At 67.8% G+C, this 15,987-nt stretch carries 17 protein-coding genes; 8 read left to right on the plus strand and 9 right to left on the minus strand.

Features of this window, described 5'->3' with window-relative positions:
- Nucleotide 1: 1 nt before the first annotated feature.
- The 5 genes from ACYVN4_RS01830 to sigE form a co-directional block, all read right to left on the minus strand.
- Nucleotides 2–838: a hypothetical protein gene (locus tag ACYVN4_RS01830; RefSeq protein WP_460717452.1), complete on the minus strand. Its 837-nt coding sequence runs from the start codon at nucleotides 836–838 to the stop codon at nucleotides 2–4.
- 59 nt (nucleotides 839–897) lie between these two features.
- A complete protein-coding gene (tatB, locus tag ACYVN4_RS01835; RefSeq protein WP_460717453.1) occupies nucleotides 898–1,335 on the minus strand; it encodes a Sec-independent protein translocase protein TatB in 438 nt (145 codons plus the stop codon).
- 17 nt (nucleotides 1,336–1,352) lie between these two features.
- A complete protein-coding gene (locus ACYVN4_RS01840; protein WP_460717454.1) occupies nucleotides 1,353–2,906 on the minus strand; it encodes a S1C family serine protease in 1,554 nt (517 codons plus the stop codon).
- Between the two features lie 10 nt (nucleotides 2,907–2,916).
- Entirely contained in the window at nucleotides 2,917–3,255 is a 339-nt protein-coding gene (locus tag ACYVN4_RS01845) for a hypothetical protein (protein WP_460717455.1), read from the minus strand.
- A 71-nt stretch (nucleotides 3,256–3,326) separates the two neighbouring features.
- The gene (gene sigE / locus ACYVN4_RS01850) at nucleotides 3,327–4,019 is read right to left on the minus strand and encodes an RNA polymerase sigma factor SigE (protein ID WP_452395234.1); all 693 of its coding nucleotides are present in this window, start codon (nucleotides 4,017–4,019) and stop codon (nucleotides 3,327–3,329) included.
- Nucleotides 4,020–4,254: 235 nt separating this feature from the next.
- On the opposite strand from sigE, the gene ACYVN4_RS01855 reads away from it, so the two are divergent.
- The 6 genes from ACYVN4_RS01855 to ACYVN4_RS01880 all read left to right on the plus strand — a co-directional run bounded on the left by ACYVN4_RS01855 (nucleotide 4,255) and on the right by ACYVN4_RS01880 (nucleotide 9,359).
- Nucleotides 4,255–4,902 carry an O-methyltransferase gene (locus tag ACYVN4_RS01855; protein ID WP_379362511.1) on the plus strand — a complete coding sequence of 216 codons (648 nt, stop codon included), beginning with the start codon at nucleotides 4,255–4,257 and terminating at the stop codon, nucleotides 4,900–4,902.
- Nucleotides 4,903–5,066: 164 nt separating this feature from the next.
- Nucleotides 5,067–5,705 carry a TetR family transcriptional regulator gene (locus tag ACYVN4_RS01860; protein ID WP_460717456.1) on the plus strand — a complete coding sequence of 213 codons (639 nt, stop codon included), beginning with the start codon at nucleotides 5,067–5,069 and terminating at the stop codon, nucleotides 5,703–5,705.
- 34 nt (nucleotides 5,706–5,739) lie between these two features.
- Complete coding sequence (locus ACYVN4_RS01865; protein ID WP_460717457.1) at nucleotides 5,740–6,675, plus strand: ABC transporter ATP-binding protein; 936 nt, start codon at nucleotides 5,740–5,742, stop codon at nucleotides 6,673–6,675.
- Nucleotides 6,672–8,330, plus strand: a complete 1,659-nt coding sequence (locus ACYVN4_RS01870; RefSeq protein WP_460717458.1) for an ABC transporter permease — start codon at nucleotides 6,672–6,674, stop codon at nucleotides 8,328–8,330. Before ACYVN4_RS01865 ends, ACYVN4_RS01870 begins: the two co-directional genes overlap by 4 nt.
- A gap of 233 nt (nucleotides 8,331–8,563) precedes the next feature.
- Nucleotides 8,564–8,782 (plus strand): hypothetical protein, encoded by a 219-nt coding sequence (locus ACYVN4_RS01875; protein ID WP_460717459.1) that lies wholly within the window; start codon nucleotides 8,564–8,566, stop codon nucleotides 8,780–8,782.
- Between the two features lie 76 nt (nucleotides 8,783–8,858).
- Nucleotides 8,859–9,359 (plus strand): hypothetical protein, encoded by a 501-nt coding sequence (locus tag ACYVN4_RS01880; RefSeq protein WP_460717460.1) that lies wholly within the window; start codon nucleotides 8,859–8,861, stop codon nucleotides 9,357–9,359.
- 25 nt (nucleotides 9,360–9,384) lie between these two features.
- Here the strand turns inward: ACYVN4_RS01880 and ACYVN4_RS01885 are convergent, their stop codons facing one another.
- The 3 genes from ACYVN4_RS01885 to glgC form a co-directional block, all read right to left on the minus strand.
- Entirely contained in the window at nucleotides 9,385–10,596 is a 1,212-nt protein-coding gene (locus ACYVN4_RS01885) for a DUF7373 family lipoprotein (protein ID WP_460717461.1), read from the minus strand.
- 73 nt (nucleotides 10,597–10,669) lie between these two features.
- Nucleotides 10,670–11,854 (minus strand): DUF7373 family lipoprotein, encoded by a 1,185-nt coding sequence (locus ACYVN4_RS01890; protein ID WP_460717462.1) that lies wholly within the window; start codon nucleotides 11,852–11,854, stop codon nucleotides 10,670–10,672.
- Between the two features lie 127 nt (nucleotides 11,855–11,981).
- Nucleotides 11,982–13,196, minus strand: a complete 1,215-nt coding sequence (glgC, locus tag ACYVN4_RS01895; protein WP_460717463.1) for a glucose-1-phosphate adenylyltransferase — start codon at nucleotides 13,194–13,196, stop codon at nucleotides 11,982–11,984.
- A gap of 147 nt (nucleotides 13,197–13,343) precedes the next feature.
- Between glgC and glgA the strand changes: the two genes are divergently transcribed.
- The gene (glgA, locus tag ACYVN4_RS01900) at nucleotides 13,344–14,513 is read left to right on the plus strand and encodes a glycogen synthase (RefSeq protein ID WP_460718330.1); all 1,170 of its coding nucleotides are present in this window, start codon (nucleotides 13,344–13,346) and stop codon (nucleotides 14,511–14,513) included.
- Nucleotides 14,514–14,516: 3 nt separating this feature from the next.
- Here glgA and ACYVN4_RS01905 read toward each other — a convergent pair whose 3' ends face one another.
- Entirely contained in the window at nucleotides 14,517–15,005 is a 489-nt protein-coding gene (locus tag ACYVN4_RS01905) for a GNAT family N-acetyltransferase (protein WP_460717464.1), read from the minus strand.
- Between the two features lie 69 nt (nucleotides 15,006–15,074).
- Here ACYVN4_RS01905 and ACYVN4_RS01910 point away from each other — a divergent pair, with 69 nt between their 5' ends.
- Complete coding sequence (locus ACYVN4_RS01910) at nucleotides 15,075–15,980, plus strand: LysR family transcriptional regulator (protein WP_460717465.1); 906 nt, start codon at nucleotides 15,075–15,077, stop codon at nucleotides 15,978–15,980.
- The last annotated feature ends 7 nt before the right edge of the window (nucleotides 15,981–15,987 follow it).

Genomic DNA, 15,987 nt, shown 5'->3' on the forward strand with positions numbered 1-15,987 from the left:
CTTACCGGTCGTGCCGGTAGATCGGGGTGAGCAGGTCCGCCTCGATCGGTTCACCCGTGGACCGGTCGTAGCGGACGCCCACCACCGCCGAGAACGGGTGCGTGCTCGCGCGCTCGTGCAGGGTCGCCAGCCGGGTCGCCAGCAGCCGAATCGCGCCCAGCGAGGCGGGCGGGTGCAGGCCGTCGATCACCAGCACACTGCCCTTGGCGTCCGGGCGGGGTAGCCGGGCCAGATAGGCGATGTCGTAGGGCTCGGTGCCGCCGGGCCGGTAGACGCGGCGGGCGGCCCGATCCTCGATGCCGCGCCGCACCCGGCCCGCGCGGGCCACGGTGCGGCGTAGCCGGGGGTCGGCGGCCACCAGATACCGCAGACTTGGCGACAATTCGGGCCCGCCGAGCACGATCAGACCATCGCGGTCGAGATCGAGCGGGCGGCCGGGGAGGAACCGCTGGACATTGGCGGTGAACCCGAGTTCGCGCAGAAGCTCCACCAAACGGTGCGGCGCGGCGGGATCCGGCGCGCCGACCAAGGCGATGGAGCGGGTGGTGCTGCGAACGTCGGGGGTCAGGATGGTCAGTGGGCCGTGACCGAAGAACAAGCCTTCCGGAACCGGTCCCTGTGTACTCACCTGATGGATGCGGGCGCGGGAAAGACCCGCGGCCGCACCGATTCTCGCGAACGTCCAGCCTTCGGCATGCAGTTCGCGAATGACGGCGCGACGGATGCGAGTCAGCTCATTGATCTGCTGCTGCGCCGCCGCGACGCCCTCTGTGGCGGCTTTCAGGCGTTCGACCTTGTCCTCGATCGCGAATACCCGGGCCACCTCGTCGGCCGACATGTGCGCAGTCTAGATAGCTGGACAGCATCATGCGTCAAGTCCACTAAACGACTTTGATCTCAGGTGGCGTCCGGGTCCACCGGCGGACGTTCGTTGCGCTCCAGCGGTTTCTGTTCCTTCGGCATCGAAATCGGGCCGGAACCGGTGTTGGTGGAACCGTTTCCGCTGTTCGCGCCGCCGCTCGGCTTGTCGAAATTGGTCAGGTCATTGAAGCTGTTCAGGATCGAATCGTCGCCGTCGAGCAGGTGTTTGGTCACCATCGAGCGTGGATTCATACTGCGCAGTTCGTTCAACTGCTCCAACGGTTTCCGGATCTCGTCGAATTCCGGCCCGAGCTCATTCCGCAATTGCTGAGTTGCGCCGGTGGCGTAATCGCGCGCCTGTTTGAGCGCGTGCGCCGTCCAGCGAACAGCCTCGGGCAAGCGCTCGGGGCCGAGAATCACAAGTGCGGCGACGAGCAGAATGAGCATCTCGCCCCAGCCGATATTGCTGAACACGAGTACAGGCTACCTTTCTACGACTTCTTGTCCGTTTCCAGTGTGACTGGAATGTCCACCTCACGGCCGTCGCGGATGACCTTGATGTCCACGGTCTGGCCGATGTCGTGGGACTGGACCGCCACGGTCAGCTCCTCCGGGCTCGTCACGTCCCGGTCGCCGACCTTGACGATGACGTCGCCCTCGACGATGCCCGCCTTGGCCGCCGGGCTGCCCGGCGTCACGTCGGCCACCTGCGCGCCGCTCATCACGTCATTGGCGACGATCTTGGTCTTGGCGCTGACGCCCAGCATCGGGTGCTCCACCGCGCCGTCGCGGATCAGCGCCTGCGAGATCCGCTTCACCTGATCCACCGGAATCGCGAAGCCCAGACCCACCGAACCGCCGCTCTCGGACTTGATGGCCGAGTTGATGCCGATCAGCCGGCCCTGCATATCCACCAGCGCGCCACCGGAATTGCCGTGGTTGATGGCGGCGTCGGTCTGCACGGCGTCCAGGGTGGCGTCGGTGTCGGTGCCCTCGCCGCCCACCTTCACCGGGCGGTGCAGCGCCGAGACGATGCCGGAGGTGACCGTCTTCTCCAGGCCCAGCGGCGAACCCAGCGCCAGCACGTCGTCGCCGACCTGCACGTCACCGGAGTTGCCGAGCTGGATCACCGAGAGGTTCTTCACATCGACCTTGAGCACCGCCAGGTCCGTCTTGGTGTCGCGGCCGACGATGCGGACCGGTGCCTTCTGCCCGTCGGAGAACACCACATCCAGCTTGGCCTTGCCCGACTTGTCATTGGCGGCCAGCGAGATCACGTGATTGTTGGTGACGATGTAGCCCTGCCCGTCGATCACCACGCCCGAACCCGTGGAACCGGTGTCGCCCAGCCAGGCCCGCACCGTGACCACCGCGGGCATGACGGCATTGACCACCTTGGTGATCTGATTGTGCGAGTCACCGCCGCCGGGCGCGGACTGCAGCGTCACCTTGCGCGAGGTGAGTGCGGACGCCGACGAACCGGTGAAGGCACCTACGAACCCGCCCACCAGGCCGACGGCCAATGCGACGATCGCCAGCAGTCCCAGCGCCTGCCACGACACCCGGCCACCGAACAGCACGTCCCGCGCGCCCAGTCGCGCACCGGGCAGCAGCGGAGCGGGTTGTGGCTGCGCCACCGCCGGAGTCCCCAGGCGCGCGGCCGAATTCGGATCCCGCCACGGATCGGCGGGCGCGGCCGGGGCGGCCTGCTCGGCCGTCGCCTCCGGATCCCGCTGCAGCACTTCGGTCGAACCCGCCGGGCGGCCGAAAGCCTCCGCCAGCACCGCATCCGGCGGGCGATTGGCGATCTCGATGTCTCCCTGCGCCGCCGCCGCGGCACCGGCCGTGCGGGTCGCGAAGGAGCCGTGCTGGCCACTCGGGCGGCGGAAGGCGCGGGCGGTGTGGTTGTCCACGTGCGGCCGATACACCGGGCGTGGCCCCAGTACCGGTGCGTCCGACGGCCGCAGGTTCCCCCGATCGGCTGCCGAATCAAATTCCCCAGACCGCTCGGGCGCCGGGCCCGTGTTGTTCGATTCGGTGGTCACGCTATGGACTCTACTTGCGCCACCACGAGGTCCACCGTCTGCTGTCGAACGAATCCTGATGGTTGCTCGCGCATTCCTGGATGAGCGAACGCGGAATCCGGCTCAGGGTGTCGTGCAGACTCGAGGGGGCGGAGATCTGATCCGAGGACTGCCGCAGCGCGATTCGCGCCTGCTGCTGGGCATCCACCTCGGCGGCGCACTCGCGGCACACCGAGATGTGGTGCGCGGCACGCAGATACGCGTTCATCCGCAGTTCGCCGTCCACGTAGGCGGCGATGGCCTCACTGGCCAGATGCTCGGTGGGGGCGAAACGCGGGGGACGACGGGGCGGTCGGTCCTCGCCACTCATACGCTGCACACCCTTCCGGACGGTTCGAGCTGCTCGAGTGGGACGGGGGTCCGACCTGCGGGACCCGCTGCTCACCCGACCTTGTCGGAGGCGGCGAAACGCCGCTCCACCCCATTATGCTCGAGGTACTCGCGCAGTGCCTGGCGTCCTCGGTGGATCCGGCTGCGCACGGTGCCCAGTTTGACGCCCAGCGTCGCACCGATCTCCTCGTACGACAGACCTTCGATGTCACACAGCACGACCGCGGCACGGAACTCCGGGGCCAGCGAATCCAGCGCGGACTGCAGGTCGGGATCCAGATTGGCGTCGTGGTACGCCTGCTCCGGGCCGGGACCCTCGGACGGGACGCGGTCGTAGTCCTCCGGCAGCGCCTCCATGCGAATGCGGTTGCGGCGGCGGACCATATCCAGGAACAGGTTGGTGGTGATGCGGTGCAGCCAGCCCTCGAAGGTGCCGGGCTGATAGTTCTGCAGCGAACGGAAGACCCGGATGAAGGTTTCCTGGGTCAGATCGTCGGCGTCCTGCGGATCACCGGTGAGACGGTAGGCCAGGCGATACACGCGGTCGGCGTGCTCGCGGACCAGTTCGTCCCAGCTCGGCATCACGGCACGATCGCCGGTCGCGTCGAAGGCGGCGGTCCCGGTCAGGGCGGCCTCGTCGTCGGCGGGGGACAGGAGCAGCTCGCCGTCCAGCGTGGTGTCGCTGTCCAGCGGCTTGATCTGCGGGTGCAGAGTGTTGGCGGGTTCACGCGCCGCGTCGACCATGTGGATGGGATTACCTCCTACTCGGGACCGTGAACGTCGGTATCGGTGACAACCAATCGGTTGGATCAGCTGTTCCCGATCCCGGGCCCGCGGTCGCTGGCCTGGCGTGAGCCTTACTTTCGTCGGTCGTGATGTGGCATCAATATGTGGACGCTGAGGGACACCTGAGAAAAATCGCCACACCCGGCCCAGCACCACCACGCCTTACCGGTGTATCGCCGTTAGCCTCTATTTCGTGAGCCAGACCCCCGCGGCACCGAACTTGCAGCGCAACCTCGCCTATGTGGAGGAATCCGTCGCCGAGGACGACATCCTCGTCGGCGCGCGCGAACGCGCCCTCGAACTGGGTGCGGCCCCGGTCGCGCCCAGTGTCGGTGCGCTGCTCAGCATGTACGCGCAGCTGCTGGGGGCGCGGGCCGTGGTCGAGGTCGGGACGGGGGCCGGGGTCAGCGGGCTGTGGCTGCTCGACGGCATGCGCGAGGACGGCACCCTGACCACCATCGACTCCGAACCCGAGCATCAGCGCGCGGCCCGGGAGGCGTTCCGCTCGGCCGAGATCGCGCCCGCGCGCACCCGGCTCATCAACGGGCGGGCGCTGGATGTTTTGCCGCGCTTGGCCGATGGGGCCTACGACCTGGTGTTCATCGACGCCGCGCCGCTCGAGCATCCGCAGTATGTGGTGCAGGCCGTGCGCTTGCTACGCGAGGGCGGTGCGATTCTGCTGCACAACGCGCTGCTGGGCGGGCGGGTCCCGGATCCGGCGCAGCGCGATCCACAGACCATGGCGGTGCGGGCGGCGACCCGGGCCATCGCCGAGGATCCGGACCTCACCAGCGTGCTGATTCCGGTCGGTGACGGGCTGCTGTGCGCTTCGCTGGGCTGATCCCCCGTTGTTCCCTGCGCGGATGTTCCGCGTGACAATAGTCGCGGCCGATCAACTTTCCCGCGTGCAGTAATCCGCGGTATTCGCCGCCTTCGCAACATTCGGGTGGAGAAATCGGCGTGGACCCTTGCCCTCTCGTTGAACGAGTGTTTAATCTATTGAACATGCGTTCAACCGACGATCTGACCACCCGGGCCCGGATTCGCGATGCCGCGATCACGGTGTTCGGCGAGCAGGGATTCGGGGTCGGCGTGCGGGCCATCGCCGCCGCCGCGGGCGTCTCGCCCGGGCTGGTCAACCACCATTTCGGGTCCAAGGACGGGCTGCAGGCGGCGTGCGACGAATGGGTTCGGGACACCATCCGGACCGCCAAGATGGAGTACATCGAGAATCCCTCGCCCGGCGGGCTCATGCGGCAACTGGCCGAGATCGAGGAGTTCGCTCCGCTGATGGCCTACCTGATGCGCAGCTTCCAAGCGGGCGGTGCGCTGATGAAGACCTTCTTCGAGCACATGGTGGAGGACACCGAGCTGTACCTCCGGGCGGGCATCGCGGGCGGCAGCATCAAGCCGATGCGCGACGTGCGGGCCATGGCGCGTTACGTCGCCACCAACAACGGCGGCGGCATGATGATGTTTCTGCAGCTCTACGCGGACGAACACCCCGGGCCGATGGACTTCCGCAAGGCCCTGCGCGACTACGCCGACCAGATGATGCTGCCCGCCCTCGAGATCTACACCAACGGCATGCTCACCGATTCCAGCGCGCTGGACGCAGTCACCGCAGCACAAACCGAGCAATAACCATCACACCGTCGTTTTCCTACGAGGAGATTCGATGAACGTCCCTGTCAGCCCGGCGATTCAGGTCCGGGATCTGCACAAGCACTTCGGGCAGGTACGCGCCCTCGACGGTCTCGACCTCGAGGTCGCGCAGGGGGAGGTGCACGGCTTCCTGGGGCCCAACGGGGCGGGGAAGTCCACCACCATCCGCGTCCTGCTGGGCATCCTGTCGCGCACCTCGGGCGAGGCCCTGGTGCTGGGGCGCGATCCCTGGACCGACGCGGTCGCGCTGCACCGCGACATCGCCTATGTCCCAGGCGATGTCACGCTGTGGCCGTCACTCTCGGGCGGTGAGACCATCGACCTGCTGGCGCGGATGCGCGGCGGGATCGATCAGGATCGCCGCGCCGAGCTGATCGGGCGCTTCGAACTGGATCCGAGCAAGAAGGCGCGCACCTACTCCAAGGGCAATCGGCAGAAAGTCGCACTGGTGTCGGCGTTTTCGTCGAACGCCCGGCTGCTCATGCTCGACGAGCCGACCTCGGGCCTGGATCCGTTGATGGAGCAGGTCTTCGGGGAATGCGTGGCCGAGGCGGTGGCGCGCGGCACCACGGTGCTGCTGTCGAGCCATATCCTGTCCGAGGTCGAGAAGCTGTGTCAGCGGGTGACCATCATCCGGGCGGGCAAGACCGTCGAGACCGGCACGTTGGCTGAGATGCGGCACCTGTCGCGCACCTCGATCACCGCCGAAATGGTGGGCAGCCCAGGCGATCTCAGCCGGATCGCGGGCGTCGAGGATATCAGCGTGGAGGGCAACACCCTGCACTGCCAGGTGGACAGCGAGCACCTCGGCGAGCTCATCCGGGTGCTCGGCGACGCCGGGGTCCGCAGCCTGGTCAGTCAGCCGCCGACGCTGGAAGAGCTCTTCCTGCGGCACTATTCGCTCGACGGCGAGGCCCCGGCCGATGCGCGCGAGAAGGTGTCGAAATGACCGCGGTCACCGCCGCCGCGCCCCGCGCGTTCGAAACACCTTCCTTTGCAGCGGATTTCACCGGAACCGGGCAGCTGCTGCGGTTGTATCTGCGACGTGACCGGATCATCCTGCCGCTGTGGGTGTTGCTGCTGTCGCTGCCGCTGGGCAGCATCTACATCAAGAGCCTCGAGAAGATCTACCACACGCCCGCCGACTTCCAGAGCTTCGCCGACGGCGTCCTGTCGAATCCGGCCGAGCTGGCCATGTACGGGCCGATCTACAGCACCAACCTCGGCGCCTCCGGCGTGTGGAAGGCCGGGATGTTCTTCACGCTCATCGGCGTGGCCACCATCCTGACCGTCATCCGGCACACTCGCGCCGACGAAGAGAACGGGCGCACCGAACTGCTGGCCTCGACCCGAGTGGGGCGGCACGCCGGTCTCACGGCGGCGTTGATCGTGGCCTACGGTGGGGCACTGGCCGCCGGGCTGATCGGATTCGCCAGTATCGCAAGCACTTCCGTGCCCCGCTCCGGCTCGCTGGCCTTCGGGCTGGCGCTGGCCGGGTCCGGCATCGTGTTCGCCTCGGTCGCGGCGGTCGCCGCCCAGCTGTCGGCAAGTGCGCGGGTGGCGCGCGGCATCGCCTTCGCGGTGCTGGGCGTGACGTTCACCCTGCGTGCCATCGGAGACGTGCGTTCGGGGGCGGGGCCGACCAGCCCGTTCACCTGGATGGCTCCGCAGGGCTGGTCGCTGCAGGTGCGGGCGTTCGCGGGCGATCATTTCGCGGTGTTGCTGCTGCACCTGCTGGCCGCGGTCGTGCTGACCGTCGTTGCGTATTACCTACTGGCACACCGGGATGTCGGCGCGGGACTGATCGCCGAGCGGCCCGGCGCGCTGGTGGCCGCGCCCACGCTGAGCGGCCCGCTGGGGCTCGCCTGGCGATTGCAGCGCGGGACATTGCTGGCCTGGACGACCGGACTCGGGCTGTACGGGTTGATGATCGGCAGCGTGACGCACGATGTCGGCAAGCAGTTGGGGAGTAATCAGACCATCCGCGACATGATCACCCGCATGGGTGGCTCCGAATCGCTGGAGAAGTCGCTGATCAGTTACGCGTTCACGATGGTCGCGCTGGGCGCGGCGGCCTATTCGGTGTCGGCGGCGCTGCGGTTGCGCTCCGAGGAGAGCGCTGACCGCGCGGAGTCCGTGCTCACCGGCGCGGTCGCCCGAACCCGTTGGGTGGCTTCGCATCTGACGTTCGCGGTGCTCGGGCCAGCCGTGGCGCTCGTGGTGTCGGGGCTGCTGGGCGGTCTGATCTACGGCCGCGCCGCCGGTGATGTCGGCGGCAAGACCGGGCAGGTGCTGGGGGCCGCGCTGGTGCAACTGCCTGCGGTATGGACCTTTACCGCCATCACCGTCCTGCTGTTCGGGCTGTTGCCGCGCTGGACGACCGTCGCGTGGGGTTTCCTCACCGCCGCCATCGCGGTCTTTCTGCTCGGCTCGCTGTCGGGGGCACCCCAGTGGTTCCGCGACCTGAACCCCTTCGAGCACGCCCCGAAGGTGCCCGGCGAGGCCTTCACCGCCACCCCGCTCATCGTCCTGCTGATAGTGGACGTGGCGTTGATCACGGTGGGGCTCATGGCATTCCGTCGCCGCGACCTCCAATCCGCCTGAGGCGAAGCCCCGGCGAACGGCCGCCCCGGATCATCCGGGGCGGCCGTTCACGTACGCGGATTGCACCGCCTGATGCGGGTGGGGCGGATGTGAATTCGATTGGGGTGGAGCGAATCTTCTGTTGTCGGTGGCGAGGCGGTGTGGGCGGTGGAGGGGCAGTGCTGAGGGGTGGATTCGGGTGCGCGGGGGTGGTAACCCAATAGGGGAACCGATTTTACGAGGAGGTGGGGGGTATGTACGAGGGGCTGGCACTCGGGATACACCTTCCCGCGGGATGGCTGTGGCCGACGCTGATCTTCTTCGGGCTCATCATCTTCGCGGCGCTGCTGGTGCTGCTGTTGGTGAGTGGCGCCCGATTCGACGACAGTGGGTCGCATTACGTGCCCACGACGACCGGGACGTGTGAACCGTTCTGCGGTGCGCGCACTCCGGTACCCGGATATCCGAACTGATCGATCGCGCCCGGGAATTGGTACCGGGAGGTTTCCGGACCGCGCGTGCGGATACTCCACGGGAATAGTTCGACGAGTGGGGGTTCCCATGGGGCAGCGGATCCCGGCCGTGGTCGGGTTGTACTTCCGCGATGCCGGGCAGTGTGGGCACGACGGCCAGTGGCGGCGCATCGCCGAATTCCGGCTGACCGCCGACGGTCACGCCACCTTCCGCGCGGTCGATCCCATCGAGGGCCTGGTCGCGCGGGTCTGGTACCACCAGGGTGTCGAGCTGCTCGGCACCGACCGCCGGGTGCTGCCCGCGGACGGCGCGGCCTTCCTGCGGGCACTGTTGCAGCCGTTCGGATTCCGCGACTATTGGTTCCGCGACGACAGTTCACCGCGCAGCGGGCTCACCCGCACTCGGCACACGGTCTCGCGCACCGGCCCGATCGAGGGCGAAAACAGCTGGGCGACAGCGGATCCGGAATGTGACCGCTGCGCCGAAACGGAACCGGAGGACGTCGAGACCGGACGCCACCCCGCGTCCAGACCCGCCGCCTGGCGACTGCTGGACGCGGACGTCCTCCGATTCTGATCCGTGGGAGGCCGATTCCGACCCGCTAGAGGCTGTTGGCCAGCAATGCGTACTGCGCCGTCGCCTTGCGCCGCGCGGTCGCCGCATCGGTCGCGTAGACGATCGCCACATACCGGCGATAACCGACGTAGCAGCGATAGGGGTTCTTGCCCGAGAGGTCTGCCCAGTGCCCGCACTGGGCGCCGGGCACGTTGTCCGGCGCGGTATCGGTCGAGTAAGTGTTGCCCATGATCGAGACCAGCCCATTCACGAGATCCGTGCCCGCCGCGGCGTCGCGCACCCGGTAGATCTCGTTGGTGTCGGCGTAGCCGAACGCGTCCGCGCCCGTCCGATCCAGCAGGGCTTGGCGGGCGGCCTGGTCGTCGGAGTTGTCGAGGATCCAGTTCGGATGCCAGATCACGAAGTTGTCCGGATCGGGCGCGCGGGCGGCGTCGCGCTTGTCGACGAGCACCCGGGCCAGCAGGTTGTCCGGATCCGGTTGCAGGGTATCGAGTTTGTCGGTCGGCGTTTCCTGGAAGGCGTCGATCGCGGGTACCTCGGCGTCCAGGGTGCGCTTGGCCAGGCTCAGCAGATCCCGCTGATCGGCGCTGGGCCGGACGGCGAAGATGTCCAGCACGAATTCCTTGCGGGCCATCACCACGCCGATATTGTTGATGCCCGGCCGGTAGTGGGCCATCGCGTCCGGGTACTCGGGAATGGTGAGCTTCACGTTCTGCTGCAGTGCCACCGCGAAATCGGCGTCCTCCAGCTCCCGGGCCGCCAGCTTGGCCGCGTCCGTGGTGGGGAAGCGCATCAGGACCAGCGACACCGTATTGGAGTTCGGGTCGGCGTGCGAACTGTCCTTGGGGTCGGGCCGATCCGAGCCGCCGGTCGTGAAATCGACGATGAAGCCGTGCTTCTGCAGAATCGGCACGGCCACGTTCGGCATGCCGTCGTACTTCACCAGGTCCGCGGTGGTGGTGTGCACGAAGGTGCCGCGGCCGATGTCGAGGCTCTGATCGACCTTCAGCGACGGCGCGACGGCCGCCGCCATCCGAATGCCTTCCAGCACATCGCCGTGCCCGTTCGAGGACGTGTCGTAGTGGAAGCGATCCACCGCGCTGCCGCCGACATCGAGTGTGCGGACATCCATTTCACCCGCCACCGGGTGCCCCGACTGCGCACAGCCGGTCAACAGCCCGGCCACCGCCAGGCATATCGAGACGACAACCGTTGCGCCCCTGGTGCGTCGGCCCATGGTGTTCCCTCCCCGCAAAACCTCTCCCCTTGATCTTCGGTCGAAAAGCCCCGTGCTGTCCAGATTTCGCGCGCTACAGGCTGTTGGCCAGCAGCGCGTACTGCGCGGCCGCCTTCTTCTGGACATCGGCATCGCTGGTGCCGTTCACCACGCCCACGAACCGCTTGTAGCGGACATAGCAGCGATTCGGTGTCTTGTCCGAGTTCCGGTGTGTGCAGACGGCGTCGGGCACCTTGTCCGGCGCGGTGGCCTTCTGCTCCTGCAGGTTGCTGATCATGCCGGTCACGAAGTCGCCGCCCGCCTTCGCATCTCGCACGCGGATCACGAAATTGCCGTCGGCGACCGAGGTTTCGTCGACGCCGGTGTCGGCCACCAGCTTGGTCCAGTAGCCCATGTCGTCGGCGTAGAGGACCAGCCAATTGGCCGGGAACACCGCGAAATTCTCCGGATCGACGGTTTGCTTGTCGCGGTCGGCGACCAGGGTGCGGGCCAGCAGCCGATCCGGATCGACCGGCAGTTGCGAAATCTGGTCGGCGGCAGTCTCGTTGAAGGCGTCGATCAGCGGCACCTCGGCGTCCAGGCTCTTCTTGGCCCAGCTCAGCAGGTCGTTCTGGTCGGCGTTGGGCCGCACGATGAACAGCGAGATCACGAAGTCCTTGCGCGCCATGGTGACTCCGACATTGGGCACGCCCGGCCGCCAGTGCGCGTAGGCGTCCGGATAGTCCGGCAGCGTCAGCTTCTGATTCACGTTCAGGGCGACATTGAAATCGGCGTCCTCGAGTTCCCGGGCCGCCAGCTTGGCATTGTCGGCCGACGGGAAGCGCAGGGCGCGGGTCGTGATGGTGGTGCCGTTGGGATCCGGGTTGTCGCCGATATCCGCGCGATCCGAGCCGCTGGCGGCGAAACCGGCGATGAAGCCGCGATTGGTCAGCACGCCCTTGACCGCGGTGGACAGGTGGCTGACATTGAGCACATCGTCGACGGTCGAGAGCACCACGCCGCCACGACCGATATTCAGCTTCGCATCGACCAGCGAGGTGGGCGCGACGGCCGCGGTCATGCGGATGCCCTCGAGGGTCGCGCCCTTGCCGCCGTTGGCATTGTCGTAGCTGTAGCGGTTCACCGGATAGGTACCGGTATCCAGGGTGCGGACGTCCATCTCGCCGGGAACGGCGGTACCCGACTGCCCGCAGCCCGCCAGCAGGGCGGTCAGGGCGAGACAGGTGACGGCGGTGACGACTCGTGCCGGACGGCTCATGATGATCCCTCCCGCGCGGCCCGTGGGCGGCGGCGCTGCGATGCTCAGATTTTCCGGCCGATATCGGCCGACTGTCCACTCTTATCCGTGTCGCCGTGCACCTGTTCCGTGTCGGCGGGCGGCCCGCTCACACCCAGACACCCTTGCCGACGGTCACCACACCGCCGTTGCTGACCGCGAAACGGTCGCGGTCGCGGTCCAGGTCCACGCCGATGATCTCACCCTCGGAGACCACCACGTTCTTGTCCAGAATGGCGTGCCGCACCACCGCGCCGCGGCCGATTCTGGTGCCGGGCATCAGCACACTGCCCTCGACCGTCGCGCCGTCCTCCACCAGCACATTGGAGAACAGCACCGAATTGCGCACGGTCGCCGCCGACAGGATGCTGCCCGCGCCGACGATCGACTCCTGGGCCAGGCCGCCGCGGCCGAACTTGGCGGGCGGAAGGTTCTCGGCCGCACCGCGAATCGGCCAATGCTTGTTGTAGAGGTCGAACACCGGGTCCACCGACACGAGATCCATGTGCGCCTCGTAGAAGGCGTCCAGGGTGCCGACATCGCGCCAGTAGCCGCGGCTGCGATCGGTGGTGCCGGGGACGATGTTGGTGTTGAAGTCGTAGACCGCCGCCGCGCCCGCCCGCACCAGGCCGGTGATGATGTCGCCGCCCATGTCGTGGTCGGAGTCGTTGTCGTCGGCGTCGGCGCGGATGGCGTCCACCAGCACCTTGGTGGTGAACACGTAGTTACCCATGGACGCGAAGGTGACATTCGGGTCGTCCGGGGTGCCCGGCGGATGCACCGGCTTCTCCAGAAAGCCGATGATGCGGCCGGATTCGTCGGAATCGATGCAGCCGAAGGCGCTCGCCGAACTGCGCGGCACCCGGATGCCCGCCACCGTCACGCCCGCCCCGGACTCGATGTGCGCCTGCACCATCTGTTCCGGATCCATCCGGTAGACGTGGTCCGCGCCGAACACCACGATGTACTCGGGGTCCTCGTCGTAGATCAGGTTCAGCGACTGCATGATCGCGTCCGCGCTGCCGGTGTACCAGCGCGGGCCCAGCCGCTGCTGCGCCGGCACCGGGGTGATGTATTCGCCGCCGAAGCCCGACAGCCGCCAGGTCTGCGAGATATGGCGGTCCAGCGAGTGCGACTTGTACTGCGTCAGCACACAGATCCGCAGGTACCCGGCATTCACAAGATTGGACAGCACGAAGTCGATGAGCCGGTACGCGCCGCCGAAGGGGACCGCAGGTTTGGCGCGGTCCTTGGTGAGCGGAAAGAGTCGCTTGCCCTCGCCACCGGCGAGCACGATCCCGAGTACGTGCGGCTGGCTCCTCACACCCCTGAAACTACCGGGTTATGGCGAACCCGGAATGTCCAGCATGTGCCGTGTTCATCGCGATCTTGCGGGCCCCGTCGATTGGTTAGCGGGCGGGCTAACGTTTAGTTTGAATCGGTGAGCGACCGCGCCACCGGTACTCGCGGACTGCGAGTGGCCATGATGACCCGCGAATACCCGCCCGAGGTGTACGGCGGGGCGGGTGTGCACGTCACCGAGCTGGTCCCGCGACTACGGCAGCTGTGCGACGTGACCGTGCACTGCATGGGCGTGCCGCGCACGGATGCCGTGGTGCACCAACCGGATCCGATGCTCTACGCCGCCAACTCCGCGCTGCAGATGATGTCGGCGCAGCTGCGGATGGCCGACGCCGCCAGCTTCGCGGACGTCGTGCACTCGCACACCTGGTACACGGGGCTGGCCGGGCATCTGGCCGCGCAGCTGTACGGGATTCCGCATGTGCTGACCGCGCATTCGCTGGAGCCGCGGCGGCCGTGGAAGGCGGAACAGCTGGGCGGGGGATACCGGCTCTCGTCCTGGTCGGAACACAATGCCGTGACCTACGCCGACGCGGTGATCGCGGTCAGCGCGGGCATGCGCGCCGATGTGCTCGACGCGTACCCGGACATCGATCCGGCGAAAGTCCATGTGGTGCACAACGGTATCGATCCGGACGTCTGGCATCCGGGCGGGCCCGCGCTCGGGGTGCGGGACGTGCTCGGCGAACTCGGCGTGTCGCAGACGCGGCCGATCGCGGCGTTCGTCGGGCGCATCACCCGGCAGAAGGGCGTGTCGCACTTGCTCGCCGCCGCGCGGCACCTGGATCCCGACATTCAGTTGGTGCTGCTGGCCGGAGCCGCCGACACCCCGGCCATGGAGTCCGAGGTGGCCGCCGCCGTGCGGGAGCTGCGGGCCGAACGCGACGGCGTGTTCTGGATCAAGGAGATGCTGCCCACCGAGCTGGTGCGCCAGGTGCTTGCCGCCGCAACGGTTTTCGTGTGCCCGTCGGTGTACGAGCCGCTGGGGATCGTGAATCTGGAGGCCATGGCCTGCGGAACCGCGGTGGTGGCCTCCGATGTGGGTGGCATTCCGGAAGTGGTGGCGCACGGGGAGACCGGACGCCTGGTCCACTACGACCCGGCCGCGCCGGCCGCCTACGAGCAGGCGTTGGCTCGCGCGGTCAATCAGGTTGCCGCGGACCCGGTCACGGCCGCCGCGATGGGCACGGCCGGACGTGAACGGGCGATCAGCGCCTTCGACTGGAACCGGATCGCGGCGCAGACCGCGGGGATCTACGACAGCGTGCGTAAGCAATAGCGTTCAGAGCGGGTAGCGCATGAACACGTCGGCCCGGTCGTACGGGCTCGGCGGCAACTCCGACGGCGGGACGTGCACGAAACCCAGCGACTCGTAGAGGTGCACCGCGGGGGCGAGCCGGGCATTGCTGGCCAGGAAGAACTCCTTCGCACCCAGCGCCCGCACCCGCTCGATGGCCGTCTCCAGTACCACCCGGCCGATGCCACGGCCCTGAAAGCGTGGCGACACCGCCATTTTCGACAGTTCGAAGACGCCGGGATGCTCCTGCACCAGGGCGACACAGCCGACCGGTTCGTCGCCGATGCGGGCGATCAGCACTTCGCCGCCGCCGTCGACGATCTCCTGCGGGTGATCGAGGGTGGCGAGGTCGGCGGGCTCGACGGAGAAGAAGGACTCGATCCACTCCAGGTTGAGGTCGCGGAAGGCGCGCGCGTCGGCGGGGGAGGACATCGGGGCGACGACGATCGCCGCGGCTTCGGTCTGCTGAGTCACCTCAAAAGCATGTCGGACGTGGAACCATAACGTCCAATACTTGATTGCTGCGATCGATATGATGATCTTATGAATCAAGGGGTGGAGCTGCGGCACCTGCGCTATTTCCTGGCCGTCGCCGACGAACTGCATTTCGGCCGGGCCGCCGTCCGTCTGCACATCGCCCAGCCCGCCCTCACCCAGCAGATCCAGCGCCTCGAAACCCTGCTCGGCGCGCGGCTTTTCGACCGCACCTCCCGCACCGTCGCCCTCACCCCCGCCGGGGTGGTGCTGCGCGAGCGCGCCACCGCCCTGCTCGGCCACGCCGACCGCGACCTCGCCGAGGTCACCCGTGTCGCCCAGGGCAGTCAAGGCACCCTGCACCTCGGCTTCGTCCCCTCGGTGCTGCCGCTCGAGCCGCTGCGCGGCGTGCGCGAATTCCGCGACCGCTTCCCACTGGTCCAGGTCGACCTGGTGGAAGGCTTCACCAGCCACCTCATGCAGCGGCTCGCCGACGGCACCCTCGACATGGCCATCGTGCGCGACCCCGACGACCAACCCGGCACCGTCACCGAACCCCTCATGACCGAGCCCTACATGGCCGTACTCCCCGCCGACCACCCCCTCGCCGACCGGGATTCGATCACCGGCGCGGAAATCGCCGACAACCCCTTGGTCTTCTTCCCGCGCGCCGCAGGCGGACTCGCCTACGAAAAGAACCTCGCCCCACTCCTGGAATCCGGCCGCCGCCCCCGCATCGTCCAGGAAGCCACCAACTGGACGATCCTGCTGTACCTGGTCGCCGCCGGTCTCGGCGTCACCATCGCCCCTCGCAGCGCGACATTCACCGCCCCCGCTTCGGCCCGCATCATCCCGGTCGCCGGAACCGACGCCCGGACAACGATCTACATCGCCACCCGCGCCGACGAGAACCGCCCCCTCGTCCACAACCTGCTCGCGTTGCTCCCGAACCACGCGGCCCCGTCACCCCGCTGAGGGGGCC

This window comes from Nocardia heshunensis (assembly GCF_054782115.1).

Excerpts from the sequence above, each read along its gene's own strand:
- sigE (WP_452395234.1), bottom strand. The coding sequence starts at position 4,019 with ATGGTCGACGCGGCGCGTGAACCCGCCAACACTCTGCACCCGCAGATC.
- ACYVN4_RS01845 (WP_460717455.1), bottom strand. The coding sequence starts at position 3,255 with ATGAGTGGCGAGGACCGACCGCCCCGTCGTCCCCCGCGTTTCGCCCCC.
- ACYVN4_RS01875 (WP_460717459.1), top strand. The coding sequence starts at position 8,564 with ATGTACGAGGGGCTGGCACTCGGGATACACCTTCCCGCGGGATGGCTG.
- ACYVN4_RS01890 (WP_460717462.1), bottom strand. The coding sequence starts at position 11,854 with ATGAGCCGTCCGGCACGAGTCGTCACCGCCGTCACCTGTCTCGCCCTG.
- ACYVN4_RS01865 (WP_460717457.1), top strand. The coding sequence starts at position 5,740 with ATGAACGTCCCTGTCAGCCCGGCGATTCAGGTCCGGGATCTGCACAAG.
- ACYVN4_RS01885 (WP_460717461.1), bottom strand. The coding sequence starts at position 10,596 with ATGGGCCGACGCACCAGGGGCGCAACGGTTGTCGTCTCGATATGCCTG.
- ACYVN4_RS01860 (WP_460717456.1), top strand. The coding sequence starts at position 5,067 with ATGCGTTCAACCGACGATCTGACCACCCGGGCCCGGATTCGCGATGCC.
- ACYVN4_RS01830 (WP_460717452.1), bottom strand. The coding sequence starts at position 838 with ATGTCGGCCGACGAGGTGGCCCGGGTATTCGCGATCGAGGACAAGGTC.
- ACYVN4_RS01910 (WP_460717465.1), top strand. The coding sequence starts at position 15,075 with ATGAATCAAGGGGTGGAGCTGCGGCACCTGCGCTATTTCCTGGCCGTC.
- ACYVN4_RS01870 (WP_460717458.1), top strand. The coding sequence starts at position 6,672 with ATGACCGCGGTCACCGCCGCCGCGCCCCGCGCGTTCGAAACACCTTCC.